General features: G+C 64.3%; 25 protein-coding genes. 11 read left to right on the top strand and 14 right to left on the bottom strand.

Going from position 1 to position 26511, the window contains the following annotated elements:
- Nucleotides 1-2 precede the first annotated feature (2 nt).
- From moaC to V5279_RS24225, 4 genes are all read right to left on the bottom strand, one after another.
- Nucleotides 3-542, bottom strand: coding sequence for a cyclic pyranopterin monophosphate synthase MoaC (gene moaC, locus V5279_RS24240; RefSeq protein ID WP_338688609.1), 540 nt, complete (start codon nucleotides 540-542; stop codon nucleotides 3-5).
- Nucleotides 543-546: 4 nt separating this feature from the next.
- Complete coding sequence (gene trpC, locus V5279_RS24235) at nucleotides 547-1368, bottom strand: indole-3-glycerol phosphate synthase TrpC (protein ID WP_338688607.1); 822 nt, start codon at nucleotides 1366-1368, stop codon at nucleotides 547-549.
- Between the two features lie 65 nt (nucleotides 1369-1433).
- Entirely contained in the window at nucleotides 1434-2447 is a 1014-nt protein-coding gene (trpD, locus tag V5279_RS24230) for an anthranilate phosphoribosyltransferase (protein ID WP_338688605.1), read from the bottom strand.
- 112 nt (nucleotides 2448-2559) lie between these two features.
- Nucleotides 2560-4461: a peptidylprolyl isomerase gene (locus tag V5279_RS24225; protein ID WP_338688603.1), complete on the bottom strand. Its 1902-nt coding sequence runs from the start codon at nucleotides 4459-4461 to the stop codon at nucleotides 2560-2562.
- Nucleotides 4462-4777: 316 nt separating this feature from the next.
- On the opposite strand from V5279_RS24225, the gene tpiA reads away from it, so the two are divergent.
- Complete coding sequence (tpiA, locus tag V5279_RS24220; protein WP_338688601.1) at nucleotides 4778-5530, top strand: triose-phosphate isomerase; 753 nt, start codon at nucleotides 4778-4780, stop codon at nucleotides 5528-5530.
- Nucleotides 5531-5699: 169 nt separating this feature from the next.
- On the opposite strand, the gene V5279_RS24215 is transcribed toward tpiA, so the two are convergent.
- Nucleotides 5700-6230 (bottom strand): GNAT family N-acetyltransferase, encoded by a 531-nt coding sequence (locus V5279_RS24215; RefSeq protein WP_338688599.1) that lies wholly within the window; start codon nucleotides 6228-6230, stop codon nucleotides 5700-5702.
- A gap of 3 nt (nucleotides 6231-6233) precedes the next feature.
- Nucleotides 6234-6800 (bottom strand): XRE family transcriptional regulator, encoded by a 567-nt coding sequence (locus V5279_RS24210; protein WP_338688597.1) that lies wholly within the window; start codon nucleotides 6798-6800, stop codon nucleotides 6234-6236.
- Nucleotides 6801-7004: 204 nt separating this feature from the next.
- Here V5279_RS24210 and secG point away from each other — a divergent pair, with 204 nt between their 5' ends.
- Together secG and V5279_RS24200 are read left to right on the top strand one after the other, a co-directional pair.
- Nucleotides 7005-7394, top strand: a complete 390-nt coding sequence (secG, locus tag V5279_RS24205) for a preprotein translocase subunit SecG (protein WP_166295167.1) — start codon at nucleotides 7005-7007, stop codon at nucleotides 7392-7394.
- 167 nt (nucleotides 7395-7561) lie between these two features.
- Complete coding sequence (locus tag V5279_RS24200; RefSeq protein WP_166295169.1) at nucleotides 7562-9193, top strand: CTP synthase; 1632 nt, start codon at nucleotides 7562-7564, stop codon at nucleotides 9191-9193.
- Nucleotides 9194-9219: 26 nt separating this feature from the next.
- Here V5279_RS24200 and V5279_RS24195 read toward each other — a convergent pair whose 3' ends face one another.
- The 5 genes from V5279_RS24195 to V5279_RS24175 form a co-directional block, all read right to left on the bottom strand.
- A complete protein-coding gene (locus V5279_RS24195; RefSeq protein WP_338688591.1) occupies nucleotides 9220-9882 on the bottom strand; it encodes an SAM-dependent methyltransferase in 663 nt (220 codons plus the stop codon).
- Nucleotides 9883-10083: 201 nt separating this feature from the next.
- The gene (locus V5279_RS24190) at nucleotides 10084-11463 is read right to left on the bottom strand and encodes a HAMP domain-containing sensor histidine kinase (protein ID WP_338688589.1); all 1380 of its coding nucleotides are present in this window, start codon (nucleotides 11461-11463) and stop codon (nucleotides 10084-10086) included.
- Nucleotides 11460-12134, bottom strand: a complete 675-nt coding sequence (locus V5279_RS24185; protein ID WP_338688587.1) for a response regulator transcription factor — start codon at nucleotides 12132-12134, stop codon at nucleotides 11460-11462. The genes V5279_RS24190 and V5279_RS24185 overlap by 4 nt, the downstream gene beginning before the upstream one ends.
- Nucleotides 12135-12579: 445 nt before the next feature.
- Nucleotides 12580-12921, bottom strand: a complete 342-nt coding sequence (locus V5279_RS24180; protein ID WP_338688585.1) for a hypothetical protein — start codon at nucleotides 12919-12921, stop codon at nucleotides 12580-12582.
- Nucleotides 12922-12929: 8 nt separating this feature from the next.
- Nucleotides 12930-15467 carry an arylsulfatase gene (locus V5279_RS24175; RefSeq protein WP_338688583.1) on the bottom strand — a complete coding sequence of 846 codons (2538 nt, stop codon included), beginning with the start codon at nucleotides 15465-15467 and terminating at the stop codon, nucleotides 12930-12932.
- Between the two features lie 257 nt (nucleotides 15468-15724).
- Here V5279_RS24175 and V5279_RS24170 point away from each other — a divergent pair, with 257 nt between their 5' ends.
- Nucleotides 15725-16051: an NIPSNAP family protein gene (locus tag V5279_RS24170; RefSeq protein ID WP_166205319.1), complete on the top strand. Its 327-nt coding sequence runs from the start codon at nucleotides 15725-15727 to the stop codon at nucleotides 16049-16051.
- A gap of 59 nt (nucleotides 16052-16110) precedes the next feature.
- On the opposite strand, the gene V5279_RS24165 is transcribed toward V5279_RS24170, so the two are convergent.
- Nucleotides 16111-16446: a PAAR domain-containing protein gene (locus V5279_RS24165; RefSeq protein ID WP_338688579.1), complete on the bottom strand. Its 336-nt coding sequence runs from the start codon at nucleotides 16444-16446 to the stop codon at nucleotides 16111-16113.
- A gap of 269 nt (nucleotides 16447-16715) precedes the next feature.
- On the opposite strand from V5279_RS24165, the gene kdsA reads away from it, so the two are divergent.
- The 5 genes from kdsA to V5279_RS24140 all read left to right on the top strand — a co-directional run bounded on the left by kdsA (nucleotide 16716) and on the right by V5279_RS24140 (nucleotide 22103).
- Complete coding sequence (gene kdsA / locus V5279_RS24160; RefSeq protein ID WP_338688577.1) at nucleotides 16716-17573, top strand: 3-deoxy-8-phosphooctulonate synthase; 858 nt, start codon at nucleotides 16716-16718, stop codon at nucleotides 17571-17573.
- Nucleotides 17574-17589: 16 nt separating this feature from the next.
- Complete coding sequence (locus tag V5279_RS24155) at nucleotides 17590-18798, top strand: MFS transporter (protein WP_338688575.1); 1209 nt, start codon at nucleotides 17590-17592, stop codon at nucleotides 18796-18798.
- A gap of 197 nt (nucleotides 18799-18995) precedes the next feature.
- Nucleotides 18996-20309 carry a peptidase M15 gene (locus V5279_RS24150; RefSeq protein ID WP_338688573.1) on the top strand — a complete coding sequence of 438 codons (1314 nt, stop codon included), beginning with the start codon at nucleotides 18996-18998 and terminating at the stop codon, nucleotides 20307-20309.
- Nucleotides 20310-20348: 39 nt separating this feature from the next.
- The gene (locus V5279_RS24145; RefSeq protein WP_338688571.1) at nucleotides 20349-21542 is read left to right on the top strand and encodes an aspartate kinase; all 1194 of its coding nucleotides are present in this window, start codon (nucleotides 20349-20351) and stop codon (nucleotides 21540-21542) included.
- 363 nt (nucleotides 21543-21905) lie between these two features.
- Complete coding sequence (locus V5279_RS24140) at nucleotides 21906-22103, top strand: hypothetical protein (RefSeq protein WP_338688569.1); 198 nt, start codon at nucleotides 21906-21908, stop codon at nucleotides 22101-22103.
- Between the two features lie 113 nt (nucleotides 22104-22216).
- Here the strand turns inward: V5279_RS24140 and queF are convergent, their stop codons facing one another.
- Nucleotides 22217-22693: a preQ(1) synthase gene (gene queF, locus V5279_RS24135; RefSeq protein ID WP_338688567.1), complete on the bottom strand. Its 477-nt coding sequence runs from the start codon at nucleotides 22691-22693 to the stop codon at nucleotides 22217-22219.
- A 121-nt stretch (nucleotides 22694-22814) separates the two neighbouring features.
- On the opposite strand from queF, the gene eno reads away from it, so the two are divergent.
- Entirely contained in the window at nucleotides 22815-24098 is a 1284-nt protein-coding gene (gene eno, locus V5279_RS24130; protein ID WP_338688565.1) for a phosphopyruvate hydratase, read from the top strand.
- 48 nt (nucleotides 24099-24146) lie between these two features.
- A complete protein-coding gene (locus V5279_RS24125; RefSeq protein ID WP_338688563.1) occupies nucleotides 24147-25280 on the top strand; it encodes a zinc-binding dehydrogenase in 1134 nt (377 codons plus the stop codon).
- A gap of 10 nt (nucleotides 25281-25290) precedes the next feature.
- Here V5279_RS24125 and V5279_RS24120 read toward each other — a convergent pair whose 3' ends face one another.
- Nucleotides 25291-26406: a D-alanine--D-alanine ligase family protein gene (locus V5279_RS24120; RefSeq protein WP_338688561.1), complete on the bottom strand. Its 1116-nt coding sequence runs from the start codon at nucleotides 26404-26406 to the stop codon at nucleotides 25291-25293.
- Between the last annotated feature and the right edge of the window lie 105 nt (nucleotides 26407-26511).

Raw genomic sequence — 26511 nt, 5'->3', positions numbered from 1 at the left:
GCTCACTCGCCGGCGCGATAGTGCCCGGACTTGCCGCCGATCTTCTCGATCAGGTGAATGCCTTCGATGCGGATGCCACGGTCAACCGCCTTGACCATGTCGTAGATCGTCAGGCACGCGACCGAAACCGCGGTCAGCGCCTCCATCTCGACGCCGGTCGGCCCGGTCACCTTGACGCTGGCGCGGACGATGCAGCCGGGCAGCTTGGCGTCGGTTGCGATATCGATCGTCACTTTAGTTAGCGCCAGCGGGTGGCAGAGCGGGATCAATTCCGAGGTCCGCTTCGCCGCCATGATGCCTGCGATCCGCGCGGTCGCCAGCACGTCGCCCTTCTTGGCCTGGCCTTGCTCGATCAGCGCGAGCGTCGCCTTGCTCATCAGCACGCGGCCTTCGGCGACGGCGATCCGCTCAGTGGCGGGTTTGGCCGAGACGTCGACCATCCGTGCCTCACCCCTGGCATCGATATGGGTGAGGGCGGCGCCGGAGCCGGACGGCTCGGCTTTGGTAGCAGCCTTGCTCTTGGCCTTGCTCTTCCGCGCCATCGCGTCAGCGCGTGCCGGTGGCGCGCGATGCGGCCGACCGCGTCAGCAAGGCGCGGGTGGCCGCGGTGACGTCCTGCTGGCGCATCAGGCTTTCACCGACCAGGAAGGTCGACATCCCGACCCGCTCGAGGCGGGCCAGATCCTCTGACGTGAAGATGCCGCTCTCGCCGACCATCAGGCGGTCGCGCGGGATCAGCGGCGCCAGCGCCTCGCTGGTCGCAAGCGTAGTCTCGAAGGTGCGCAGATTGCGGTTGTTGACGCCGATCATCGGCGAGCGGAGCTTTAGCGCACGGTCGAGCTCGGCGCGGTCGTGGATCTCGATCAGCACGTCCATGCCAAAACCAAGCGCGGCATCCTCGAGGTCCTTGGCCGCCGCATCGTCGAGCGCGGCCATGATGATCAGGATGCAGTCGGCGCCATGGGCGCGCGCTTCCGCCACCTGATAGGGGTCGAACATGAAATCCTTGCGCAGCACCGGCAGGTTGGTCGCCGCGCGGGCCGCGACCATGAAGTCGAGATGGCCCTGGAACGACGGCGCATCGGTCAGCACCGACAGGCAGGCGGCGCCGCCGGCCTCATAGGCCTTTGCCAGCACCGGCGGATCGAAGTCGGCCCGGATCAGCCCCTTCGAGGGCGAGGCCTTCTTCACTTCCGCGATCAAGGCGTAGTCGCCGTTTGCGTGCTTGTCCTTCAGCGCGCGGACGAAGCCGCGCGGGGCCGAGGCTGATTTCACCTGCGCCTCGACATCGGTGAGCGAACGCACGCGCTTCGCGGCGGCGATCTCCTCGCGCTTGTAGGCCTCGATCTTGGTCAGGATGTCGGACATCGCTTACCGCCTTATTTGCGCATGATCTGATTCGAAAAACCGGTTCCCACTTTTTCGGATCATGCTCAGCCGTTGGAAACCGCGACCAGATGCTTGAGCCGCGCCGCGGCCGCGCCGCTGTCGAGCGACTGCGCGCCGATCGCGACGCCTTCCTTGAGGTCCTTGGCGCGGCCGGCCACGATCAGCGCGGCGGCGGCGTTGAGCAAGGCAACGTCGCGGTAGGCGCTCGGCTTGCCCTGGAGCACGCCCGACAGCGCGATCGCATTGGCATCGGCATCGCCGCCCTTCAGCGCCTCGCCGCCGACGCGGCCGAGGCCGGCGTCTTCCGGCGTCACCTCCGATGTCCTGATCTCGCCGTTCTCCAGCGTTGCAACGAAGGTCGGGCCGGTGAGGGTGATCTCGTCGAGGCCGTCGGAGCCGTGCACCACCCAGACCTTGTCCGAGCCGAGGTTCTTCAGCACCTGCGCCAGCGGCTGCACCCATTGCCGCGAGAACACGCCGACCATCTGCCGCTTGACGCCGGCCGGGTTCGACAGCGGCCCGAGCAGGTTGAAGATGGTGCGGGTGGCGAGCTCGACCCGGGTCGGACCGACATTCTTCATCGCCGGATGATGTGCGGGCGCGAACATGAAGCCGATGCCGGCTTCCGAGACGCAGCGTCCGACGCGCTCCGGTGTCAGATCGATCTTGACCCCGAGCGAGGCCAGCACGTCGGCCGAGCCCGAGCGCGACGACAGCGCGCGGTTGCCGTGCTTGGCGACGGGCACGCCGGCGCCGGCCACGATGAAGGCGGCGCAAGTCGAAACGTTGACCGAGCCGGAGCCGTCGCCGCCGGTGCCGACGATGTCGACGGCCTCCGCCGGCGCCTTGACCGGCAGCATCTTGCCGCGCATCGCGCTGACGGCGCCGGTGATCTCATCGACGGTCTCGCCGCGGACGCGCAGCGCCATCAACAGCCCGCCCATCTGCGAGGGCGTGGCTTCGCCCGACATCATGCTGTCGAACGCAGACGCCGCTTCTTCACGCGTCAGCGTGGCGCCGGTGGCGACTTTTCCGATGATCGATTTCAGGTCGTCCATTCGCTGGCTCAGGGTCTGTTGTTGGAGCTTGATCTCCGCGCGTCGCGTGGTCGCGCGGAGAACCGGCTGTCGCTGCGACAAACGTGGAAAGCGTCTGCGGCCTAGATCATGCTCAATTATTTGCGCCTGTCACCTGTGCGAAGGCTGCCTGGTTGATGGTTACGCCGATATCGGACTCGATCTTGGTGACGTATTGCGCGACCTGCTCGTCGCTCAGCGAGCGCCGCAGCGCCTCGGTGAGCTGCTTGGCCGCATCGGAAGTGAAGTCGACCGGCGGCACGGTCACGTTGGTGACGCGGAACACGACCCACTGGCTGCCGCCGGCGGCAGAGGTCTGTCCGTCGCCGTCCTTGGCGGTGCGGAACGCCGCCGCAATCACGCCGGCCGGCACGGCTGGCAGCGAGGCCTCGCGGTTGAAGTTCGCAGCGGTCTCGACCTTGACGCCGACAGAAGCGGCCTCGTCGGCGAGCTTGGCGCCGCCGTCAAGCTTCTGGACGATCTCGGTCGCCTTGGCGCGCAGCTTGGCGGAGATCTGGTCCTCGCGCCACTTCGCCTCGACCTGGTCACGGACCTCGTCGAGGCTGCGCTCACGCGACGGCGTGATGCCCAGCACGTCGTACCAGACATAGCCGTTGTTGAACTGGATCGGGTCGTTGTCGACGCCGACGTCGCTGTTGAAGGCCTGCGACACCACGTCGAGGCCGCGCGGAATGTTGGTCGCGAGCTGGCCGTTCGGCAGACGCCCCGAGCGATCGATCGCGTCGATGGTGACGGGGGTCAATTTCAGCTTCTGCGCCGCGTCGATGACGCTGGAGCCGCCGCCGCGCTCGTCTTCCATCTTGTCGCGCAGCTCGGCGACCTTGCTGCGGGCGCGCTCGGAGGCGATCTCGTTCTTGACCTGTTGCGCGAGGCTCTCATAGCTCGGGGTCACGCCGGGCTCGATCTTGCCGACCTTGACCAGCGCCACGCCGAAGCGACCCTGGACCGGCTGGCTGACGTCGCCTGAGGGAAGCGCGAAGGCGGCATCGCCGACGGCCGGATCGAGGATCGCCGACTTCGCGACCAGCCCGAGATTGACGTCGGCCGGATTGAGGTTGCGCTCCTTGGCGATGTCGTCGAACGAGGTGCCCGACGCGATCCGGCCGCGCGCGGCCTGCGCCTCGCCGGCGTCCGGAAACACGATCTGCGAGACTTCGCGTTTCTCCGGCGTGCTGAGCCGATCCTTGCGCTCCTCGAAGATCTTCCTGGCGTCCTCGTCCGACACCGCCTCCCACTTGCCGATTTCCTCGGGCGTGATCGCGACGAAGGAGATCTTGCGGTATTCGGGCGCGCGGAACTGGACCTTGTGGTCCTCGAAATAGGCGGCGAGCGCCTCGGGCGAGGGCGGGTCGATGGTGCCGGCCTGCGCGGCGCCGAGCGTGATGTAGTCGATCGAGCGCTGCTCGTTCTGGAAGCGGGTCAGCGCCTCGACCAGCGGTTTCGGCGGCTCGATCCCCGACGAGATGGTGCCGGCGATCTGCCGCCTGAGGCCAACGCGGCGCTGCTCGGCGATGTAGCGGCCCTCGGTATAGCCGTAGTTGCGGATCACGGCCTGGAAGCGCTGCGGGTCGAACTGGTTGTTGAGACCCTTGAAGTTCGGATCATTGTAGATCTGGCGCAGCACCTCGGCGTCGGACACGTTGAGGCCCATCCGGCGCGCTTCCTCGTCCATCGCGGCTTCCGCGAGCGTCTGCTGCAGCACCTGGCGGTCAATGCCGAAGGCGCGCGCCTGGTCGGGCGTCAGCGGACGGCCGAACTGGCGGCCAAGCTGCTGCAACCGGTCGGTATAGATCTGGCGGAACTGCTCGGCCGAAATCTCGGTCCCGCCGACCTTGGCGAAGGTCGACTGGCCAAACCCCTTGAAAATGTCGGCAATGCCCCAAATTCCGAAACTGACGATCAAAACGCCCATCACAACGGCCATAATCGTCTTGCCGAGCCAGTTTGATGAGGCTTTCCGCATTCCTCGAAGCATGGGTCCAACTTGTTTTGCAGGTGGGGAACCGGGTCGTGCCCAAGTGGGAGCAAAAAGTCGGGACCTTTTGTCCGGCAGCAGGGCGTCACCGAATTGAAAATGCTTATAAAGTGGCTCGTGTCCCCCCGCAACCTCGCCCGCGCGGGCGGATTGAAGCGGGTAGAGTCCCGTTCTGACGCGTTTTCTTCACGCGAACCGGTGGCCACTTCGCTCGAAAACGCTCCGGACGCCGCGCGGGATAGGCGAGGGCGGTATCTGGAAGTCGCCGCCCGGCTCTGATAGCGCAGGGGTACGCTTGAACGATGGGACATCCGACATGACCGACGCCATCCGGCCGCTGATCGCCGGCAACTGGAAAATGAACGGCCTGAAATCCTCTTTTGCCGAGTTCGACGCGATGCTGGCCGGGGCCGGCGATGTCGCCGGGAAGGCCGATCTCCTGGTCTGTCCGCCGGCGACGCTGGTCGGCGCCTTTGCCGACAAGGCCCGCGGCTCGAAGGTCGCCGTCGGCGCCCAAGATTGCCATCCGAAGGCATCGGGCGCCCACACCGGCGATCTCTCGGCGGAAATGTTTGGGGATCTCGGCGCGGTCGCCATCATCGTCGGCCACTCCGAGCGGCGCGCCGACCATGGCGAGACCGACGCGTTGATTCGGCAGAAGGCGGCGGCGGTCTGGCGCGCCGGGCTGACCGCGATCGTCTGCATCGGCGAGACGCGCGAGCAGCGCGACGCCGGCAAGACGCTCGACGTCTGCGGCACCCAGCTTGCCGGCTCGCTGCCCGATGGCTCGACCGCGGCCAATCTTGTGGTGGCCTATGAGCCGGTCTGGGCAATCGGCACCGGCCTGACCCCGACCGCCAAGGATGTCGAGGAAGTTCACAGGTTTATCCGAAGTCAGCTCACCGATCGCTTCAAGGACGAGGGAAACAAGATCAGGATTCTCTATGGCGGCTCGGTCAAGCCGTCGAACGCGGCCGAGCTGATGGCAGTCGCCAATGTCAACGGCGCCCTGGTCGGCGGCGCCAGCCTGAAGGCCTCCGACTTCCTCGCGATCGCCGCGGGCTGCTAAGCGGCCCTTTCACACGGAACTCTCGCACCGTCATCCTGAGGTGCGAGCTCTCGCGAGCCTCGAAGCATGCACGGCCCGGCCGCTGGCCGTCGATCCTTCGAGACGCCGCTGCGCGGCTCCTCAGGATGACGGGCGAAGGCAGGGAGCCAGCGGCATCTTTGGTGCAGAATCACGCGGCAGCCGCGCCGATCCGCTTCCAATAGATCATCGTGCCGGTGAGGCCGCCATGCGGCTTCAGCGCGTAGTCCGGGATGATGCCGCTGAGCTGAAATCCCTGCTTTTCGTAGAGCCGCGCGGCGCCGTCATCGACGGCGGTGTCGAGCACCAACAGCGTGCGTCCGCGATCGATCGCAAGCTGCTCGGCGGCGCGCAGCAATGCGGTCGCCGCGCCGCGGTGGCGATGCGCAACGCGCGTCATCATCTTGGCGATCTCCGCGCGATGCGGCTGGTTCGGCGGCAGTTTTAGCAGCAGCGTCACGGTGCCGATCAGTTCACTGTCGTCGAACGCGCCGAGCACTACCCGCTCGCCGCGCGTGGCTGCGCCCAGCGAGTCCCGCCAGAACGCCTGTGCGTCACCCGGCGACAGCGGGTGCATGAAGCTGACCGAGCCGCCGCTGGCGACGGTCTCAATCAACAGCTCGCAGAGTGCGCTGCGAATCTCCGGCGCATCCTCAAGCGGCTTGATGGCAAAGGGCGACATGCATCAGCTCCGGGCGAGGGCGACCACATAGGTGCAGGAGGCGTTGGTTTCGTTGGCGAAGGAGGTCTCCGCCGGCGGGCCGAAGCCGAGGCAATCGCCGGCGGCGAGCAGATGGCGCGCGCCGCCTTCGGTGATGGCAAGGCTGCCGTTCAGGACCCAGACCAGCTGGCGGATATGGGCGTAGGACGAGGCGGGAAGGCTGACGGCCTGCTTGGGCGGCAGCTCGACCCGCACCAGCTCGACCGGATGATCGGGGCGGCTGAACACCTGGCGGCGCAGATAGCCGCTCTCAGGATCGCGCCAGACCGGCTGCGTCGTGCCGCGCGACAGCCGCTCGCCCTGGCCCTCGGCGCGCAGCATCAACCCGGCCAGCGTGAGGTCGAAGGCGGAGGCGAGGCGCACCAGCACCACCGCGGTGGGGCTGACTTCGGCGCGCTCGATCTTGCTGATCGTCGCCTTCGAGACGCCGGCGCGTTCGGCGAGCTCCGCCAGCGACCAGCCCCGGCCGTCGCGTTCGAGCCGAATGCGCTGCGCCAGGCGTTGGCTCAGATCGTCTACGAAAGTATCCATTCGTCAATTATAATAGAATTATTCGGTTCCGATCAAGGCTCCGCCGAGCGCAATCCGCACCGCTTGTGATCATCGCCATTGCGACTATCTCGGGGGTGACAATGCCCGGTGCAATCGTGTAACAGGGCGCGACTTCACGAAAACCCGCAAAGCCGATAGCGCCGTTTGTCTGGCCGCTTGGCGGCTTATGACGGAAGGCTTGCGATGCAGACTGTCGTTATCATTATTCATCTCATGATCGTTGCCGTCATGATCGGCGCGGTGCTTTTGCAGAAATCCGAAGGCGGCGGCCTCGGCATGGGTGGCGGCGCCGGCTTCATGTCGAGCCGCGGCACCGCGAATCTGTTGTCGCGGACCACCGCGATCCTCGCGGCCGGCTTCTTCCTCACCAGCCTGTTCCTGTCCTGGTATGCCGGCTACGACCGCAAGCCGAGCTCGATCATCGGCACCGGCGCACCGGCGCAGACGCAGCCGGCCGGCGGCACGCCGATCACTGCGCCGACCTCCGGCGGTGTCCTCGATTCGCTGAAGAAGGCCGACGAGCAGCAGGGCCAGCCGGCCCCGAGCGGCCCGCAGGCGCCACGGTCGCAATAAAGCAGGGTGGCCATGCAGGATACAGCGCTGGTGTCCTGCATCAGAAATCCCCATTAGTGCTCTGAAATCGCTTTCAATTTAACGCAACCCACAGCCCGGTGATTTGTTTGCCGGGAATGGCCGATTCGTTTTGCGAATCGCTGGAGTCGGATTAAAGGTAAGGTCCCATGGCGCGGTACATATTCATCACCGGCGGCGTGGTCTCCTCGCTCGGAAAGGGTCTGGCATCAGCGGCGCTCGGCGCTTTGCTGCAGGCCCGGGGCTACAAAGTCCGCCTTCGCAAACTCGACCCCTATCTCAACCTCGATCCCGGAACGATGTCGCCGTATCAGCACGGCGAAGTGTTCGTGACCGACGACGGCGCCGAGACCGATCTCGATCTCGGCCACTACGAACGCTTCACCGGTCGTCCTGCCACCAAGGCGGACAACATCACGACCGGTCGCATCTATCAGGACATCATCTCCAAGGAACGCCGCGGCGACTATCTCGGCGCCACCATCCAGGTGGTCCCGCACGTCACCAATGCGATCAAGGAATTCGTGCTGTCGGGTAACGACGAGTACGATTTCGTGCTGGTCGAGATCGGCGGCACCGTCGGCGACATCGAAGGCCTGCCGTTCTTCGAGGCGATCCGCCAGCTCAAGAACGAGCTGCCGCGGGATCACGCGGTCTATATTCACCTGACGCTTTTGCCGTACATTCCAAGTGCCGGCGAACTCAAGACAAAACCGACGCAGCATTCGGTGAAGGAGCTGCGCTCGATCGGCATCCAGCCCGACATCCTGCTGTGCCGCACCGATCGCGAAATCCCCAAGGAAGAGCGGCGCAAGCTCGGCCTGTTCTGCAACGTGCGCGAAAGCGCCGTGATCGAGGCGCGCGATGTCGACAATATCTACGCGGTGCCCGAGGCCTATCACGCTGCCGGCCTCGACGACGAGGTGCTGGCCGCGTTCGGCATCACCGCGAAGATTCCGCCGGCGCTGCAGAGCTGGAACGTCATCAACGAGCGCGTCCGCAATCCGGAAGGCGCGGTGACGATCGCGATCGTCGGCAAGTACACCGGCATGAAGGACGCCTACAAATCGCTGATCGAGGCGCTCTCTCATGGCGGCATCGCCAACAAGGTGAAGGTCAATCTCGACTGGATCGAGAGCGAGGTGTTCGAGAACGAGGACCCGGCGCCGTTCCTCGAGCACGTCAACGGCATCCTGGTGCCCGGCGGCTTCGGCCAGCGCGGCGCCGAAGGCAAGATCCGCGCGGCGCAGTTCGCGCGCGAGCGTAACGTGCCGTATTTCGGCATCTGCTTCGGCATGCAGATGGCCGTGATCGAGGCGGCGCGCAATCTGGTCGGCATCGAGGAGGCCAACTCGACCGAGTTCGGCCCGACCAAGGAGCCGCTGGTCGGTCTGATGACTGAATGGCTGCGCGGCAATGAGCTCGAGAAGCGCTCGCAGAGCGGCGACCTCGGCGGCACCATGCGGCTCGGCGCCTATGCCGCAGCGCTGAACCGCGGCAGCCGCGTCTCGCAGGTCTATGGCGGCGCGACTGAGATTTCCGAACGGCACCGCCATCGCTACGAGGTCAACACCGCCTACAAGGATCGCCTCGAGCAGCACGGTCTGCGCTTCTCCGGCATGTCGCCGGATGGCGTGCTGCCGGAGATCGTCGAATACGAGGACCATCCCTGGTTCATCGGCGTCCAGTTCCACCCCGAACTGAAGTCGCGGCCGTTTGAGCCGCACCCGCTGTTTGCGTCGTTCATCGAGGCGGCGGCGAAGCAGAGCCGGCTGGTCTGAGCCGGCGCTGGCCGTGACCGCGGCGCTCAGGCGGGGGTGGCCTCGCTCGCCCGGCGCAGCTTGGTGATCGGTGAAACGCCTGCATCGGCCGCCGGCGCGGCGTCGCGCGTGATCAGCCTGTATTGCGGACGTCGCGTCAGCCGGTACACCGCGGCGGGCGGTACGTTGAGGATGGCGCGATCGACCAGCGTGGCGCGCAGGCCGAGCCGGTCGAGGATCGGCCGCCGCACCGGGCAGCGCATGCCATAGGTGAATTGATAGAACGCGCCGCCAGGACGCATGTAGCTGAACGCGCCGCCGACGATCGAGATCACCTTGCGCGGCGACATGTTAAGCAGCGGCAGTCCGCTGACTACGGCGCCGACCGGTGCGCCGTCGTAGAGCCGTTCCGAGGCCAGCCGCGCCGCGTCCATCCACAGCACGCGCGCGCCGGGAAAACGCAGCTGCAGCAGCCGCATGAAATCCGAGCCGTACTCGATCAGCGTGAGATCCTGCTGGCGCACGCCGCGCTTCAACAGCTGATAGGTGAAGGCGCCCGTGCCCGGACCGAGCTCCAGAATCGGACCGGTGTCGGCGGTGATGTCGCGCGTGATCAGTTCGGCGAGCGCAGCACCCGACGGCGCAATGGCGCCGACGCGGCCGGGGGCTGCCATCCAGGCCGTGAAGAAAGAGATGAGATCATGTGACATTGGGATTCCCAGCAAGGTGACGTCACGCTTCTATTCAGTTGCGAAGCGTGTTGTCTTGTTTGCGGGATCTGCATTGCGACAACATTGCGCGATGTTGCCAGAGCCCCGTTCCGATTGAATCGGAACGGGGCTCTGGATTCTTATCTTGACGCGTTTTCTTCACGCGAACCGGTACCCACTTCGCTCGAAAACGCTCTGGTGTCACGACGCGAGCGGAGCCGGCGGTAACGTCATGCGGAAGCACGCGCCGCCTTTCGGTCCATCGAGCACGGAGACGTGACCGCCATGCAGCCTTGCGATCTCGCGCACCATGTTGAGCCCGAGACCGGCGCCGCGGTCGAGCGGCGCAAGCCGGTAGAACGGATCGAAGATCCGCGTGCGCTGATCCGAGGGGATGCCGTCGCCTTCGTCTGACACGTCGATGGTCGCGGTGCTGCCGACATGGATGGTGATGGTGCCGCGGCGGCCGCCATGCTGGATGGCGTTCTGCACCAGATTGGTCAGCGCGCGCTCCAGCGCGGCGCGGTCGCCAAGCGTTTCGACCCGATCCGTTGCGGTATCGAGCGACAGTTCGTAGCCGGCCGCGATCGCGAGCGGCGCGAGGTCGGCGGCGACGCTGCGCGCAGCGTCGACGAGATCAACGCGGACGAACGTATTGCGGCACTGGTCGAAGCGCTGGATGTCGAGCAGTTGCTCGGCGAGTGTCGCAAGCCGGGCGGAGTCTTCGAGCAGGCGGGTTTTCTCGGGGCCTGGAGGCAGCGATTCCAGCCGCGTATTGAGGATCGCGATCGGCGTGCGCAATTCATGTGCCGCATCGGCAACGAAGCGCTGGTGGCGCGAATAGCCGTCGTCGAGCCGCTTCAGCGCATCGTTGACGGCAGTCACCAGCGGCGCGACCTCGAGCGGCAAATGGTCCGCCGACAGCCGGCTGCCGCGCTGGCGGAAATCGATCCGGCGCGCCTCGTCGGCGGCGGTGTCGAGGCCCGAGAGGGCGCGCTTGATCACCATCGGCGTCGCCACGAAGGTCGCGGCGGCCATCAGCAGCAAGCCGGGCACGGTGACGACGAGGAAGGTGAGGGAGGCCGCGAACAGCGCCTTGGCGCCGGTTATCCGTCCCTGCGTCGCGGTGATGATCTGCACATTGCCGGCATCGGTGTTGACGCGCTTCATGCGCGCCGGCGGCTTGCGCGGATCGTCCTCGAACATCTGCCAGCCGAGCCGCGCCTGGCTGATATGGTCGAGCGCGCCGCCGATCTTGCTGAACTCGTCCGGCACCTTGCCCTCGGAGAGTGTTTCGCCCTGGCGGTCGCGCACGAAGAACCAGAGGTCGGGCGCTTCCTCGCGCAGCTGCCTAAGCTCCGCGGTCGGACGCAGCACCAGTCTGCCGTTGCCGTCGCGGCCGAGCGCCCATTGCACGACGTCCACCACGCGGTCCTCGTCGCGCTCGATGACGGGCAGGCCGCAGGCCCACAGCGCGCCGACCACAAGTGCGATGATGGCAATCAACAACGTGGCTTGCAGCGTCACCAGCCGCCAGCTCAACTTGGAACGCAGGCAATAGTGATCCGCCGCTTCGCTCATGATACCTGCTTCAGCAGATAGCCGACGCCGCGGATGCTGTGGATCTCGACACCGGCGCCGCTGTCGGCGAGCTTGCGCCTGAGGCGCGAGACATGGGCATCGAGTGCGTTCGACTGGATCTCGTCCTCGAAATTGTAGACGGCTTCCTCCAGCGTCGCGCGCAGCACGGTGCGGCCCATACGGCGCAGCAGCGTCTCCAGCACCAGCAGCTCGCGCCGCGGCAGCTCGAGCGGGTGGCCGTCGACGCTGGCCTCGCGATGGGCGCAGTCGAACGCCACGCGTCCGGCCCTGATGATCTCGAGCTGCAGCCCGGCGGGACGGCGCAGCACGGCGCGCAGCCGCGCCAGCAGCTCCTCGACGGCAAAGGGTTTTGCCAGATAGTCGTCGGCGCCGCTGTCGAGACCGGTGATGCGGTCGGCGAGGTCGCCGCGCGCCGTCAGCACGATGATCGGGACGCCGTCGGCCTTGGCGCGCAGCTTCGGGATCAGCGTCAGCCCGTCGCCATCCGGCAGCTGGCGGTCGAGCAGCACTGCGCCATGTACCTCGGCGCAAATCGCCTCCTCGGCCTCGGCAAGGTTCGGCACATGGTCGACCACCATGTCATAGCCCTTCAGCGCCTGCGACAGCGCCGCCGCCATTTCGGCCTCGTCTTCCACCAGCAGTATCCGCATGTCCTCTCAGTCCTGCACCGGAACGCCGGTGCCAAAGCACGATGAGGTCATCGCGCGTTAGTCTCTTGTTGAGCATGATCTCCGCGCAAACGCTTCGCGCTTGTCGCGAGGGAAAGCCGATTCGCACTTTTCCGGATCATGCTTTGGGCAAGTAACATTGCAACAACATTGCGGAAATGCTCCGCCTGCCGCGAGCAGGGGCGCCATATTGTCAGCAAATATGCGAAAAGCAGCCGGAAATTTGAGTTTCTACGGCGCGAGATATATCAAACAGCTTATCCGGCCGAATTGGAACTGGTCATTTCCGCTATGCGTCCGCTTTGAAGGCGATTTCAGCAATGGGGCCACAACCGGACTCATGCACCGCAGCAATCGGCGACCTCTTTCGATCACTTCGTAGGCGCGGCTAACGTCGATGGCTCGCAAGACTGGTCCTCATCGCCCCTTAGCGCAAGTCGCGACGTGTTCGCGTGACGTCACGTATGAGGAGCGCAGTCAGGATCGCGTGTAGGACAACCACTGGCCACAGAAGGACGCCGGTCAAACTACCTGCGAAACCCAGGTAGGCCAGATACAGCGTGCACAACACGCTGTAGCTCAGCATGCCGATAAGCGGCGGACCTGGCCAGCAGGCGATCCCCAAGGCAATCAGAGCGATGCCAGCCACGCGTGCTACGGGCACTGCGACGCCGGTAAGTTGCTCGCCCAGCAACAACTGCCCGACGAATGAGGGAACGATCAGCAACGACAACCCCGTAGCGGCCTCGCCGATGGCCGCGAAGGTCAACGCACTTTTCATCGCTTTCCGCCACTGGCTCCTTGCTTGGTGCCCTTCGGTGCTTCAATCGGATCCGGTTCCGGCGCTGCGATTGGCGCCAATTCTGCCCTCGGCTCAGTCACGGCCTTGGTTTCCGGTTCGAGCTTGAACGTCAGCTTGTTGATCTTGCCGGTGAACCTGAACGGTGGATCGTAGCGATACTCGATCATCGCCACCCCGGTGCGGGTGTTCTGGCCGATGTCGAATGTCTCGTCCTCCGGAAACGTGATCGGCGTGCCGTGTTCGACGGATTTCCGGTCTACTTCCTTGCCGTCCACCGAGAGTACGCCTGTGCCCCCCTTGCCAAGGCCCGGACCATCAGAGTTGAAGTCGAAGACGATGGTGTGCTTGCCCGCGCCCAACTCGGACCCGGACCAGATCGTGCGCTTGAGGTTGAGCAGGTTGTAGATGAAGACCGGTTTGCCCCCGCGGATGCCCGCAATACCCTTGCTCAGGAAAAGCCCGTAGCCGCCGAAGCGTCCGCCTTCGGTAACGATCATGCCTTCCGCACCGCCCTTCGGAATCTCGACTTCGGCAGTTATCGTGTAGGACTTGTTGAGGATGCTCGGCGCGGCGCTGGCCGGCACGCCGGTCAACTCACCCGAATAATTGAAGGTCGTTTGCCCTGCCGTAACGCTTGGTCGCGGTGTATTCCACCGCAGGAGCGTCGTGTTGTCGAGCGGCAGCACGTTGTACTTCTTCGCCTCGGCATCGAAGAGGACCTGCATTTCCTTGACCTTTTCCGGCATCTGCGCGGCAAGATCATTGAATTGAGTCGGGTCTTCCTGGACGTTATAGAGTTCCCACTTGTATCCCGTGATCACGTCCGGCGGGGGCGCGCTGCTCAGTTCCCAGGGAAGCGTGATCGGCGTCGTGCACGCAATCCAGCCGTCGCTATAAATCGAGCGATTGCCGAGCATCTCGAAATATTGGGTCGTGTGCGTCGACTTGGCATTGGCATTCGCCTTGTCCCATGTGTACGCCATACTCACCCCTTCCATAGGGCTCTGCTTGACGCCGTCGATCGTATCGGGCTGCGAAATGCCGGTCGCCTCGAGGATGGTCGGGGCGATGTCGATAACGTGATGGAATTGGCGGCGGATGCCTCCCACTTCATTGATATGGCCAGGCCAGGACATCACGACCCCCTGGGCGGTCCCGCCGAAATGCGACGGCACTTGCTTGACCCATTTGAACGGGGTGTTCATCGCCCACGCCCACGGTGCGGCAAAATGCGGGAAGGTCTTGTCCGAGCCCCAAAACGGGTACCAGAGGTACTGAGCCTTCACCGGCACCGGGACGCCATTGAAGGTCGTGAACTCGTTGGGAGTACCGTTGATCATGCCCTCGGCACTCGCGCCGTTGTCACCGCCGATGTAAATGATCAAGGTGTTGTCAAGCTCTCCGAGGTCTTCTACCGCCTGGATGACCCGGCCGATCTCATTGTCGGCGTAAGCGAGGTAAGCACCGTAGACATCGGCTTGCCTGATGAAGAGCTTCTTCTCCAGCAGACCGAGTGAGTCCCACTGCGGCAATTCTTTCGGCCACGGCGTCAGCTTGGCGTTTTCGGGCATGATGCCCAGGCGCATCTGGTTAGCGAAGATCTTCTCGCGCACCTTGATCCATCCATCATCGAACAAGTGCATATCGCTGATCTTCTTGATCCACTCCGGTGTGGGATGATGTGGGGCATGGGTGGCGCCGGGAACGTAATAGACAAAGAACGGCTTGCCGGGCGCAATCTCCTTGAGTTGCTTCATGTGTTGGATGGCCTCGTCGGCCATGGCGGTCTCCAGGTTCCAGCCAGGATTGTCTTGGAAGGGATAGATGGCCGTCGTGTTGCGAAACAGGTTCGGCTGCCACTGGCTGGCGTCGCCGCCGACAAAACCGTAAAAATACTCGAACCCCATGCCGTTGGGCCATTGATTGAAGGGCCCTGCCTGACTCGACTGGAACGAAGGTGTGTTGTGGTCCTTGCCGAACCACGAGGTGGCGTACCCGTTCGCCTTCAGGATGGTACCGACGGTGCCCTTCTCGATCGGGATGATGGAATCGTAACCCGGGAATCCCGTCGATATTTCGCCGACCACGCCGAAGCCGACCGAATGGTGATTGCGGCCGGTGATGATCGCCGCCCGCGTCGGTGAGCAGAGCGAGGTGGAATGAAAATTGGTGTAGCGCAGCCCCTGCGCGGCGATGCGGTCCACGGCAGGCGTGGGAATGACGCCGCCGAAGGTGCTCGGTGCACCGAAGCCCTGGTCGTCCGTCATGATGAGCAGGACATTGGGCGCGCCCATGGGTGGCACGACGCGCGGTGCCCACCACGCCGTAGATTCCGAGGCCTTTTCCTTGATCACGCCACCGAATTTCGGGTCGGGCGGCGGAAGTTGTTGTCCAGTGATTGTGGTGGTTGCGCCAGGCGAACCTGGGACACCAGTGATCTGTTGAGCCAATGCCGAGGTACAACTGAGGGCGAGAAGACTAACGCTTGCAAAGATGCGATGACTGATTTTCATGGCGGAAACCTCCGGTTGGAAGCTGGCCTTTGCAAAACAACAGGTCGCGTGTTCGATAGAATAATCGCACTGAGCGGACCGACTTTGAGCTAGGTCAAACCAGTGGCTTGGACCAAAGGGGCCACGGCCGATGTTCGTTGGGGGGCAAAAGGCGGTCATCGATTTGGGTCGGCAACGCTGCCATGTTGTGACCCCCTCAAGACAGCCCGGAATCGGCTGGCTATAACCGCCCGCACAACAATCTGGGAGGACCGCCAATGATCTACGAGACCCGCGTCTATCGCTGCCTGCCGGGCCGGCTGCCGGCGCTGCTCAAGCGCTTCGAGACCATCACGCTGAAGCTGTGGGAGAAGCATGGCATCAAGCAGGCTGGCTTCTTCACGACGCTGGTCGGGGAATCCAACCAGGAACTGACCTATCTGCTGGCCTGGGAATCGCTTGCCGAGCGCGAGAAGAAGTGGACCGCGTTCCAAAGCGATCCGGAATGGATCACCGCGCGCGCCAAGACCGAGGAGGACGGCCAGATCGTTCTCAACATCGTCAACCAGCTGCTGGTGCCGACGTCGTTTTCTTCGGTCAAGTGACGCCAGGCGGGGGCGAGGGGCGCGATGACGACAACGCGTCGCGCCCGACCGCGGGACGCCTAGTCCGCGCAGCCCGATGTCTGATCGCCCTCGCGGACCATCGGCTTGCCGTTGATGAAGACGCCATGGCTGCCCGAGGTCGTCTTGCCGCCGCAATGCGTGCGGTCGCCGATCACGACCGCGGGCTTGCCGTTGATCAGGACATTGGGCACGCCTTCGACCAGCGGGCCGCCATTGCTGGTGGTGTCGCCGCTGCGCGCGGCCGGCTTGCCGTTGATGGTGACGCCGGCGGCGCCGCTGGTGACGACCCCTGGCTGGCTGGTGCTCTGGCCGTAGGCCAAGCCCGACATCGCCGACAAGGCGGCCATGGCTCCGATCGCTAGCAAGATGCGCATGTCGTTCCTCATGGGAATCCATTCCGACCCAGTCTAGAGCCTTTTCCGTTCCGGTTGAATCGGAACGGGCTCTAGATTTGTTGTTTTGACGCGTTTTCTTCACGCGAACCGCTACCCACTTCGCTCGAAAACGCTCTAGTAGGCGCGGTTGGGGCAGGATTGTGATAGCACGGCGTACCCACGGCGTCAGCGCAACCCCCTCATCGTGCGGGATGGCTTGATCCCTCCGGCGCGGGATTGCATGGTCGCCGGCAAAAGGATGCAGCATTTTGACCCATCAGGTTTCCGCGCCCGCCGCCGCGCCGATCGTTGCCGTCGGATCGGCCAAGTTCGGCAACGCCTTGCCCATTTCCATCATCGCAGGTCCCTGCCAGCTCGAGAGCCGTGCACACGCGCTTGAGGTGGCGTCGGCGCTGAAGGAAATCGCTATCAGGCTCAAGATCGGTCTGGTGTACAAGACCTCGTTCGACAAGGCGAACCGCACCAGCGCGTCGGCCCAGCGCGGCATCGGGCTGAAGCAGGCGCTGCCGATCTTCGCCGAGATTCGCTCTTCGCTCGGGTTGCCGGTGCTGACCGACGTACATGAACCCGACCAGTGCGCCGACGTAGCGCAGGCGGTCGACGTGCTGCAGATTCCGGCCTTCCTGTGCCGGCAGACCGATCTGCTGCTCGCGGCGGCCGCGACCGGCAAGGTCGTCAACGTCAAGAAGGGCCAGTTCCTGGCGCCTTGGGACATGACGAATGTGGTCAGCAAGATCACCGGCGCCGGCAACGCCAATGTGCTGGTCACCGAGCGCGGCGCGTCGTTCGGCTACAACACGCTGGTCTCCGACATGCGCGCGCTGCCGATCCTGGCGCGCACCACCGGCGCGCCGGTGATCTTCGACGCCACCCATTCGGTGCAGCAGCCGGGCGGCAAGGGCGCCTCGTCGGGCGGCGAGCGCGAATTCGTCCCGGTGCTGGCGCGTGCGGCGGTCGCGGTCGGCATCGCCGGCGTGTTCATCGAGACCCATCCCGATCCGGATCACGCGCCGTCCGACGGCCCCAATATGGTGCCGCTCCGCGAATTCGAATCCCTCGTCAAGCGGCTGATGCAGTTCGACGCGCTCGCCAAGACGGCAGCCTGACCCGACGGACAACGACATGACCGCAACCAGCGGCATGCCGCCGGCCCTCAATGTCATCACCCTGGCGACGTTCGCCGCGAGCCTGTCGGTGCGGGCGCTCGATCCGGTGCTGCCGCATGTCGCGGAGGATTTCGGCGTCAGCATCGCGACTGCGGCGAGCTTTGCCGCGGTGTTCGCCTTCACCTTTGCCGCGGTCCAGCCGGCGATCGGCGCCGCCGCCGATCTGTTCGGCAAGGCGCGGCTGATGACGATCTGCCTCGGGCTGCTCGGCGTTGCCAACATCCTCGGCGCGTTCTCGACCTCGTTCCCGATGCTGTTCGTGACCCGCATTCTCGCCGGCATCGGCTCAGGCGGCGTGTTTCCGGTGGCACTGTCCTTGACCAGCGATCTCGTCGGCCCGGACAAGCGGCAGCTCGCGATCGGGCGAACGCTGGCGGGCTCGATGACCGGCAATCTGCTCGGCGCCACGGCCTCCGGCCTGATCGGCGATCTGCTCGGCTGGCGCGGCGTGCTCGCGGTGCTCGGCGGCCTCGTGATCATCGTCGCGCTTGCGGTTGCGGCCGGTTTCCGCGGTGCTGAGCTGAACCGTCCGCCGCGCACCAGCCTGAGGGCGCTGCGCCACGGCTATCGCACCATCTTCACCAATCCGAACGCGCGCATCTGCTATTCGGCTGTGTTCATCGAAGGCTGCTGCGTGCTCGGGCTGTTTCCCTTCATCGCCTCGTTCCTGTTCGAGCTCGGCGAGACCTCGCTGTCGATCGCCGGCATCGTGATCGCGGGCTTCGCCATCGGCGGATTGCTCTACACGCTGACGGTGTCGCGCATGCTGCCGTGGCTCGGCGTGAGGGGCATGATGATCGCAGGCGCGACGCTAGTCGGCATGCAGCTGGCCGGTGCCGCCTTCGGGCTGCACTGGAAGCCGCAGATGGCGAGCCTGTTGGTGATGGGCCTCGGCTTCTACATGATCCACGGCTGCCTGCAGGTGTTCGCCAGCGAATTGTCGGTCGAGGCGCGCGCCACCGCGCTGTCGCTGCATTCGTTCTTCTTCTTCATGGGCCAGACCGTCGGCCCGATCGCCTATGGTTTCGGCCTGCAGCATGCCGGCAAGACCGCGACGCTGGTCTCGGCCGCCGCCGTGATGGTCGTGCTCGGGTTTGTCTGCGCGAAATTCCTTCGGCAAACCCGGCCGGCCGACGCCGCGGCGCGGCCCGACGTCGAGTCCTAACGTTCTCTTAGGTCATTTGCTCGTAACGTTTCTGGGGCAGCGCGGCGTAACGCAACGTCGGCGCGATGGCCGAACACGCTTACCGCGGAGAATGCACAACAAGTTGGTAGCGGCCGTGCGTTGCGTTCGAGCAACACTTTCTTGGAAAGCGCGAGGGCCAACCGCTTCCGCCATTGCGCGGCTTCATTTTGATCCGAATGATCGATGCCGTCGCGTGCTTGGCTGTGCAGCAGGGCTCGGATCGAGCCTTTGGAGGCTACGGGATGATGAACCCGCGGCGAATTACGACGGTGACGCCGGAGTTGTGCGGGACGGTCATTCTCGCAGGTTGGCTCTTTGCCTGGCTTGCTGGCTCTGTCGGCATCGGGAACACCGCGGCAATGTCGATCGAGGACAGCCGCGCACCATCTCTCACCGCCGACGCCGAACTGGCTGATGCGCCACAGGCAACCGCAATCGGCAAGGCCGCCAGCTTGAACGCCGACGTGGGGATGGCTGCCGAACCGGTGACGGGATCGGCCTCCGACACGACGGACACGCCGCAGGCCGCCGTCATGGGCAACGCCGTCGCTGTCGCTAGCGCCGATGGGGCGATGGCGGTCGAATCGATGCCGGCGACGGCCCCCGATGCGGCGGCGATCTCGAGCGAGCCAAAATCAATTGTCGTGGCTGCGTTGCCGGATTCGTCGCAGATCCTGCCGGTCGAAACATCGCCGGTGCAAGCGGCGACAGCGAGCACGCCTTCAGCGTCGAGCGAGACCAGGGAGACCACGAGCCGCCTCGAAATTTTCGATGAATGCCTCGTCGTTGATGTCTGCGTCGACCGGTACCTTTGGGCGCTCTACGAGCGGACGCCCAAGGAAGACACCATCAGTGTGCAAGAGCGGCGGAAGGTGACAGTCAAGAGGAAGCGCAAGACGGTGACTGTCACCAGGACCTTCACCAGGCGCGTCGATAACGATTTCACGTGGAAGGATCCAAAGGCTGCGGAAAGAATGGGCATGCCGATGATCGACTACGTGATTGGAGGGATGGATCGGGGCTTCAAGCTCAAGCTCTTTCATGCGCTTTACGCGGCTGAGCAGGCCGGGCTGTCGCCCGGCATAACCAGCGCGTTCCGCGATGATTACCGTCAATCGATCGCGAGCGGCCTGAAGGCGGCGACCGACAAGTCTTACCATGGAGGAAGCTTCCGCGGCGGCTATGGCCACGGGCTTGCCGCCGATGTCGTCAGCGTCAACGGCGCGACACGGGCGCAGCGTTGGGTTTCCACTGAGGCCCTTTGGAAATGGATCGATGCGCGCGGATCGGATTTTGGCATCGGGCGACCCTATCTCGATCGAGATCCGCCGCATGTCGCACCGATAGACGGCAAGGAATACATCGCCCGCCGCGGCGGGACGAAAGCTCAACACGCGGAAGCGGATGTCAAGAAGCGCAACCGGCTCGCTCTGCGGGTCGTGGCGAAACAACGAAAAACCGCCAAAGTGTCGAAGGGGAGAACGATCTGATCCGGTTCAGCTGCGCCTTTCAACACGACGCGGGCAAGAATGCGTAGCAATCCCATCATCGTGCAAAAATACGGCGGCGCCTGTCTCGAAACACCGGCAAAAATCCGCGCAGTCGCGAGCAGTGTCGCCGATTTGCATGGCCGTGGTCATCGTGTCGTGGCGATCGTTTCAGCGATGGGCAAGACCACCGACGAACTCGTCAGGATGGCCTATCAGGTCAGCCCGCATCCCAATCGCCGCGAGCTCGATATGTTATTGACCACTGGCGAGCGCATCAGCATGTCCTTGATGAGCATGGCGCTGTCTGATCTCGGCGTGCCGGCGATCAGCTTTACCGGCAGTCAAGCCGGAGTGATGACCGACGAATCCCATTCCTCCGCACGCATTCTGGATGTGCGGCCCATTCGCGTGATCGAAGAGCTCGATCGCGGACGCATCGTGGTTTTGGCAGGCTTTCAGGGCGTGAATCCGGTGACCAAAGAAATCACGACGCTGGGCCGGGGCGGCAGCGATACCACTGCGGTCGCCATGGCTGCGGCGCTCGAAGCGAAGTGCTGTGAAATTATCAAGGAGGTCGACGGAGTTTGCTCGGCTGATCCGCGCATCGTCGCGGATGCAAAACCCTTGCGTCAGTTGGATTTCGAATCGCTATCCGAAATGTGTTTCTGGGGCGCCAAGGTCTTGCATTTTCGCAGCGTGGAGCTGGCCCGCAGACAAAATGTCCCTCTGGTCTTGAGAAAGTGGGGCGGCGCTCGGCACAGCACGCAAGTGATGAAGGAGGTTGCAGACATGGAGAACGGAAAAGTCTTGGCCGTCAACTCGATGGCTCGCATTGAGCATGTCGAGATCGATTCGGCGGACCTCAATCAAGGCTTTGAGAAGTTCGCGCAGCATCTCAAGCAAAATAACTTGCCTTGGCCGCAGCTCCTCGCCTCGGCCTTCACCGCTGGAAAAACCCGCATCATGATGACTTGCGATTCGGAGACAATCGACACGTTGCTGCGCACGCTGGAAAGGAGCAAAGATTTGCGCAAGCAGCGCGAGACTCTGAGTTCGGTGAGCCTCACTTGCTTCGGCGGCATTTCTTCAGACTTGCCATACAAGGCGATTCAGATTCTGCAACATCACGGGATTATCGCCGACAAGTATGTTTTGTCGTCGCATTCCGTAAGTTTCTTTGTTCCGGTGGAGAGCCGTGAGGCTGCGGTCAAGGCTTTGCATTCGCTGACCTAGTCGAAATTTGGTGAGAGGCGTTGACGCCGGACGAGGCGAGGACGTCGAGCCCTGGCGATCTCCAGGACCTGTACTCAATAGCGTCAGCTCGCGAGCGACGGCGTTTGATCCGAAGCCGACATCCGCGGCGTCATCATTGCGATTGCGGGCTTGGGAGCACGAGTTTCGTGAAAGCCCGGTGCCAACGTCCGAAGCCACCTAGTCGATCGTGTGTGCGGATAGCTGCGCTGGAGTGTCGCAGTTGGCCTCTCACAAATGTATCGATGTCAACAGTAATGTCCCGTCGTCGAGCTTACTGCGGAGCCGGTCATGGCTTCAAAGCTGTCTTTGGGCACTGTCGCGTTGATACTGGTTGGAGCAACGGTGCTTTTGATCGCAAGTCGGCCACCTGCGTGGATCGTGCTGCTGCTCGGTTCGTTCGCGCTGGCGGTGCTGTATATCGTCGCGAGAACGAGGTCGCGTTACGATCCGCTCGATCCGCGCTTCGGTAGCTGCATCCCTCCGATTTCCAGGCCGAAGACCGGTGGCGGCGATGTATCCGACCACCACAGCGACGCCTGATCTCGATCAGATGCGGATCATGCGGAGAGGTCCGCTTCGGGCCCTAGACCGATATGCATTCTCGTCGCCTTTCCGAGGGCAGGCCGGGGTGCCGAAATTAACGTGTGCCCGACCTAGCCTCGCCCGCGATAGGGCGCGACGCCCTGATCGGGAACCCAGATGCCCTTGGGCAGCCGGCCGGTCTGGAAGAACACGTCGATCGGGATGCCGCCGCGCGGATACCAGTAGCCGCCGATGCGCAGCCATTTCGGCTTGATCTCGTCGGCGATCCGCCGACCGATCATGACAGTGCAGTCCTCATGGAAGGCGCCATGGTTGCGGAAGCTCGCCGCAAACAGCTTCAGCGATTTGGATTCCAGCAGCCAGCGGCCCGGCACATAGTCGATCACCAGATGCGCGAAGTCCGGCTGTCCCGTCACCGGGCAGATCGAGGTGAATTCCGGCACCGTGAAGCGCACCAGATAATCGGTACCAGCCTGGGGATTGGGCACGCGGTCGAGCTGCGCCTTTTCCGGCGTGTCGGGCCATTGCACCGCACGGCCGAGTTGCAGGTCGGGGGAGGTCGTTGATTTGCTGGATTTCTTCGCCATTCGGGTCTCCGTGGCGTCCTCTTAGCCAATGATGGCGCCCCCGTCACCCGGCCTTTTCCCCCTCGATGCATTGCGGTAGAAGCAGCGCCATCCGACCCCCTCACTGCCACAAGAGGTTCTCATGACTGCCATCATCGACATCATCGGCCGCGAAATCCTGGATAGCCGCGGCAATCCCACGGTCGAGGTCGATGTGGTGCTCGAGGATGGGTCAATCGGCCGCGCGGCGGTGCCGTCGGGCGCGTCCACCGGCGCGCATGAGGCGGTGGAACTGCGCGACGGAGACAAGGCGCGCTATCTCGGCAAGGGCGTCCAGAAGGCGGTCGCCGCCGTCAATGGCGAGATCTTCGAGGCGCTCAGCGATCACTCGGTCGAGGAGCAAGTCGCGATCGACCAGATCATGATCGATCTCGACGGCACGCCGAACAAGAGCCGGCTCGGGGCCAATGCCATCCTCGGCGTCTCGCTCGCCTGCGCCAAGGCGGCCGCCGAATCCTTCGACATGCCGCTGTATCGTTACGTCGGCGGCACCTCGGCGCGGACGCTGCCGGTGCCGATGATGAACATCATCAATGGCGGCGTGCATGCCGACAATCCGATCGACTTCCAGGAATTCATGATCTTGCCGGTCGGCGCCACGTCGTTTGCCGAAGCGCTGCGTTGCGGTTCGGAAATCTTCCACACGCTGCGCGGCGAACTGAAGAAGGCCGGCCACAACACCAATGTCGGCGACGAGGGCGGTTTTGCGCCGAACTTGCCGTCGGCCGACGCCGCGCTCGAGTTCATCATGAACGCAATCGGCAAGGCCGGCTACAAGGCCGGCGGCGACGTCCTGCTCGGTCTCGACTGCGCCTCCACCGAATTCTTCAAGGAAGGATCCTACGTCTATGGCGGCGAGAACAAGACCCGCTCGCGTTCGGAGCAGGTCAAGTATCTGGCCGACCTGGTTAGCCGCTATCCGATCGTCACCATCGAGGACGGCATGTCGGAGGACGACATGGACGGCTGGAAGGAGCTGACGGATGCGATCGGCAAGAAGTGCCAGCTGGTCGGCGACGATTTGTTCGTCACCAACGTGACGCGGCTTGCCGACGGCATCAAGAACGGCCGCGGCAATTCGATCCTGGTCAAGGTCAACCAGATCGGCACCCTGACCGAGACGCTCGCCGCGATCGAGATGGCCTACAAGGCGGGCTACACCGCCGTGATGTCGCACCGCTCCGGCGAGACCGAGGACTCCACGATCGCTGATCTGGCGGTCGCCACCAATTGCGGTCAGATCAAGACCGGCTCGCTGGCGCGCTCCGACCGGACCGCCAAGTACAACCAGCTGCTGCGGATCGAGCAGCAACTCGGTACCCAGGCGAAATACGCGGGCAGGGCGGCCTTGAAGGCACTGGCGTAACGCCCCAACTTGATCGGAGCCTAACAAACGCAAAAAAGGGAGGTCGGGATGAGTGACGGCAAGAGCGGTCTGCAGCTGCGTTCGCTGCTCAAGAAGAATGGCGAACTCGAGATATCGCTGGTCAATGTCCCGACCCCCGAGCCTGGACCCGACGAGGTCGTGGTCCGGGTCGAGGCGACCCCGATCAATCCGTCCGACCTCGGGCTCCTGATCGGCCCGGCCGACATGGCGGCCGCCAAGGCCTCCGGCAGCAGGGAATTGCCTGTGGTGACCGCCCGCGTGCCGGAAGCGGCGCTGCCTGGCCTCGCCGCGCGGCTCGACGAGTCGATGCCGGTCGGCAATGAAGGCGCCGGCGTCGTGATCAGGACCGGCTCGTCGGACGCGGCGAAAGCGCTGATGGGCCGCACCGTCGCGATGATCGGCGGCGCGATGTATGCGCAATACCGCACGCTGCGCGTCAACGAATGCCTGCCGCTGCCCGGCGGCATCACCCCGGCGGAAGGCGCGTCCTGCTTCGTCAATCCGTTGACCGCGCTCGGCATGACCGAGACGATGCGGCGCGAGGGGCACAAGGCGCTGGTGCACACGGCCGCCGCATCCAACCTCGGCCAGATGCTCAACAAGATCTGCCTCAAAGACGGCATCGGCCTCGTCAACATCGTGCGCAACAGGGAGCAGGCCGAGATCCTGCACAGGATCGGCGCCAAGCATGTCGTCGATTCCAGCGCGCCCGATTTCATGGACAAGCTCACCGACGCGCTGGTCGAGACCGGCGCGACCATCGCCTTCGATGCGATCGGCGGCGGCAAGCTCGCGGGCCAGATCCTGGTCGCGATGGAGACCGCGATCAACAAGACCGCCAAGGCTTACAGCCGCTACGGTTCGAACGTGCACAAGCAGGTCTATGTCTATGGCGGCCTCGACACCCGCGATATCCAGCTGCCGCGCGGCTTCGGCATGGCCTGGGGTATCGGCGGCTGGCTGCTGTTCCCGTTCCTGATGAAGATCGGTCCGGAGGCCGGCAACAAGCTGCGCCAGCGCGTGGTGGCCGAGCTGAAGACCACTTTCGCCAGCCACTACACCAAGGTGGTCTCGCTGCAGGAGACCTTGCAGCTCGACAACATCGCCGTCTACGGCAAGCGCGCGACCGGCGAGAAATTCCTGATCAACCCGAACAAGTAACGGACGGCCTCTATTCGCGCTCGAATGCCAGCTTCCTGGAGCGCTTGTGGCGCTCCAGGGCGTGGCCGATCAGGACGTCCATCAGCCCGGATTGCGGCAGGCCGCTGGCCTCCCACAGCCGCGGATACATGCTGATGTTGGTGAAGCCGGGCAGGGTGTTTGCCTCGTTCACGAATGCCTGCTCGCCGTGCAGGAAGAAGTCGATCCGAGCCATGCCTTCGCAGCCCAGCACCCTGAACGTCTTGATCGCGAGCTCCCTGATGGTTTCGGCGATGGCAGGCGGGACGCTGGCGGGCACCTGAAGCAGCGCGCCATCGGCATCGAGATACTTCGCGTCGTAGGAATAGAAGCCGTGCTTGTCGGACGGAACGATTTCTCCGAGCTGGGAGGCACGGATGCGACCCTCGGCATCCTCGAGCACGGAGCACTCGACCTCCCGGATCGGCGCGGCACAGCGCTCGATAAGGATCTTCGTGTCGAAGCGGAATGCCAATCTGCAGCCGGCCTCGAACTCCTCCGCGGTGCGCGCCTTCGACACGCCGACCGATGATCCCATGTTGGCCGGCTTGACGAAGACCTCCTGCGACCCCAGCGCGCTGACCGCGTCGTCATAGCTGATGGGAGCCGCGCTCGACATCGCGACAAAGGGGACGATCGGCAATCCCGCCTCGCGCATCAGGCGCTTGGCGACGTCCTTGTCCATTCCGGCCGCAGAGCCCATCACGCGCGAGCCGACATAGGCGACGTCAGATAATTCCAGCGCGCCCTGCACCGTGCCATCCTCGCCGTTCGGGCCATGCAGGACCGGGAAGACGACGTCGAAGGCCGACAATTCCGCAGGCCCCGTCGCCTGTTCCTGAAGCACCACGACGCGGCCCTGTCCGCCCGGCAGCAGCGCGAGTTGCGGTCCATGGTCCGGAATGGTCAACGCGCCGCCACCTGCGCCGGCGCCGTTTCCCGCATCGGCGACAATCCAGCGGCCATCGCGGGTGATGCCGATCGCGGTGGCGTCATAGCGATCCGGGTCGAGCGAGCGAAGCACGTTGGCGGCCGAAGCCCGCGAGACGTCGTGCTCGGCGGAACGGCCACCGAACAGGATTGCGACCCGTGTCTTGCGCTCTGGCATTGTTTAGCCTCTCGGCGGTAGGCAGGTGATGCAGGAATCCGCGGCAGTATGCTCGGACGAAGATGTCGACAATTTGCTACACATGCTCCAGACCGGCGTTTCAGG

Source organism: Bradyrhizobium sp. 26S5 (genome assembly GCF_036923295.1).
GTDB classification, from domain to species: Bacteria; Pseudomonadota; Alphaproteobacteria; order Rhizobiales; family Xanthobacteraceae; genus Bradyrhizobium; species Bradyrhizobium septentrionale.
This window is presented reverse-complemented; position numbering and strand designations above follow the sequence as displayed.

Bases quoted from the DNA above. Each gene is read 5' to 3' on its own strand.
- V5279_RS24185 (WP_338688587.1), bottom strand. From the start codon at position 12,134: ATGCGGATACTGCTGGTGGAAGACGAGGCCGAAATGGCGGCGGCGCTG.
- V5279_RS24175 (WP_338688583.1), bottom strand. From the start codon at position 15,467: ATGAAAATCAGTCATCGCATCTTTGCAAGCGTTAGTCTTCTCGCCCTC.
- V5279_RS24195 (WP_338688591.1), bottom strand. From the start codon at position 9,882: ATGTCACATGATCTCATCTCTTTCTTCACGGCCTGGATGGCAGCCCCC.
- V5279_RS24215 (WP_338688599.1), bottom strand. From the start codon at position 6,230: ATGTCGCCCTTTGCCATCAAGCCGCTTGAGGATGCGCCGGAGATTCGC.
- eno (WP_338688565.1), top strand. From the start codon at position 22,815: ATGACTGCCATCATCGACATCATCGGCCGCGAAATCCTGGATAGCCGC.
- V5279_RS24225 (WP_338688603.1), bottom strand. From the start codon at position 4,461: ATGCTTCGAGGAATGCGGAAAGCCTCATCAAACTGGCTCGGCAAGACG.
- V5279_RS24210 (WP_338688597.1), bottom strand. From the start codon at position 6,800: ATGGATACTTTCGTAGACGATCTGAGCCAACGCCTGGCGCAGCGCATT.
- V5279_RS24145 (WP_338688571.1), top strand. From the start codon at position 20,349: ATGCGTAGCAATCCCATCATCGTGCAAAAATACGGCGGCGCCTGTCTC.
- tpiA (WP_338688601.1), top strand. From the start codon at position 4,778: ATGACCGACGCCATCCGGCCGCTGATCGCCGGCAACTGGAAAATGAAC.
- V5279_RS24200 (WP_166295169.1), top strand. From the start codon at position 7,562: ATGGCGCGGTACATATTCATCACCGGCGGCGTGGTCTCCTCGCTCGGA.
- V5279_RS24170 (WP_166205319.1), top strand. From the start codon at position 15,725: ATGATCTACGAGACCCGCGTCTATCGCTGCCTGCCGGGCCGGCTGCCG.
- trpD (WP_338688605.1), bottom strand. From the start codon at position 2,447: ATGGACGACCTGAAATCGATCATCGGAAAAGTCGCCACCGGCGCCACG.
- V5279_RS24155 (WP_338688575.1), top strand. From the start codon at position 17,590: ATGACCGCAACCAGCGGCATGCCGCCGGCCCTCAATGTCATCACCCTG.
- V5279_RS24150 (WP_338688573.1), top strand. From the start codon at position 18,996: ATGATCGATGCCGTCGCGTGCTTGGCTGTGCAGCAGGGCTCGGATCGA.
- secG (WP_166295167.1), top strand. From the start codon at position 7,005: ATGCAGACTGTCGTTATCATTATTCATCTCATGATCGTTGCCGTCATG.
- trpC (WP_338688607.1), bottom strand. From the start codon at position 1,368: ATGTCCGACATCCTGACCAAGATCGAGGCCTACAAGCGCGAGGAGATC.
- V5279_RS24125 (WP_338688563.1), top strand. From the start codon at position 24,147: ATGAGTGACGGCAAGAGCGGTCTGCAGCTGCGTTCGCTGCTCAAGAAG.
- V5279_RS24165 (WP_338688579.1), bottom strand. From the start codon at position 16,446: ATGCGCATCTTGCTAGCGATCGGAGCCATGGCCGCCTTGTCGGCGATG.
- V5279_RS24190 (WP_338688589.1), bottom strand. From the start codon at position 11,463: ATGAGCGAAGCGGCGGATCACTATTGCCTGCGTTCCAAGTTGAGCTGG.
- moaC (WP_338688609.1), bottom strand. From the start codon at position 542: ATGGCGCGGAAGAGCAAGGCCAAGAGCAAGGCTGCTACCAAAGCCGAG.
- V5279_RS24120 (WP_338688561.1), bottom strand. From the start codon at position 26,406: ATGCCAGAGCGCAAGACACGGGTCGCAATCCTGTTCGGTGGCCGTTCC.
- queF (WP_338688567.1), bottom strand. From the start codon at position 22,693: ATGGCGAAGAAATCCAGCAAATCAACGACCTCCCCCGACCTGCAACTC.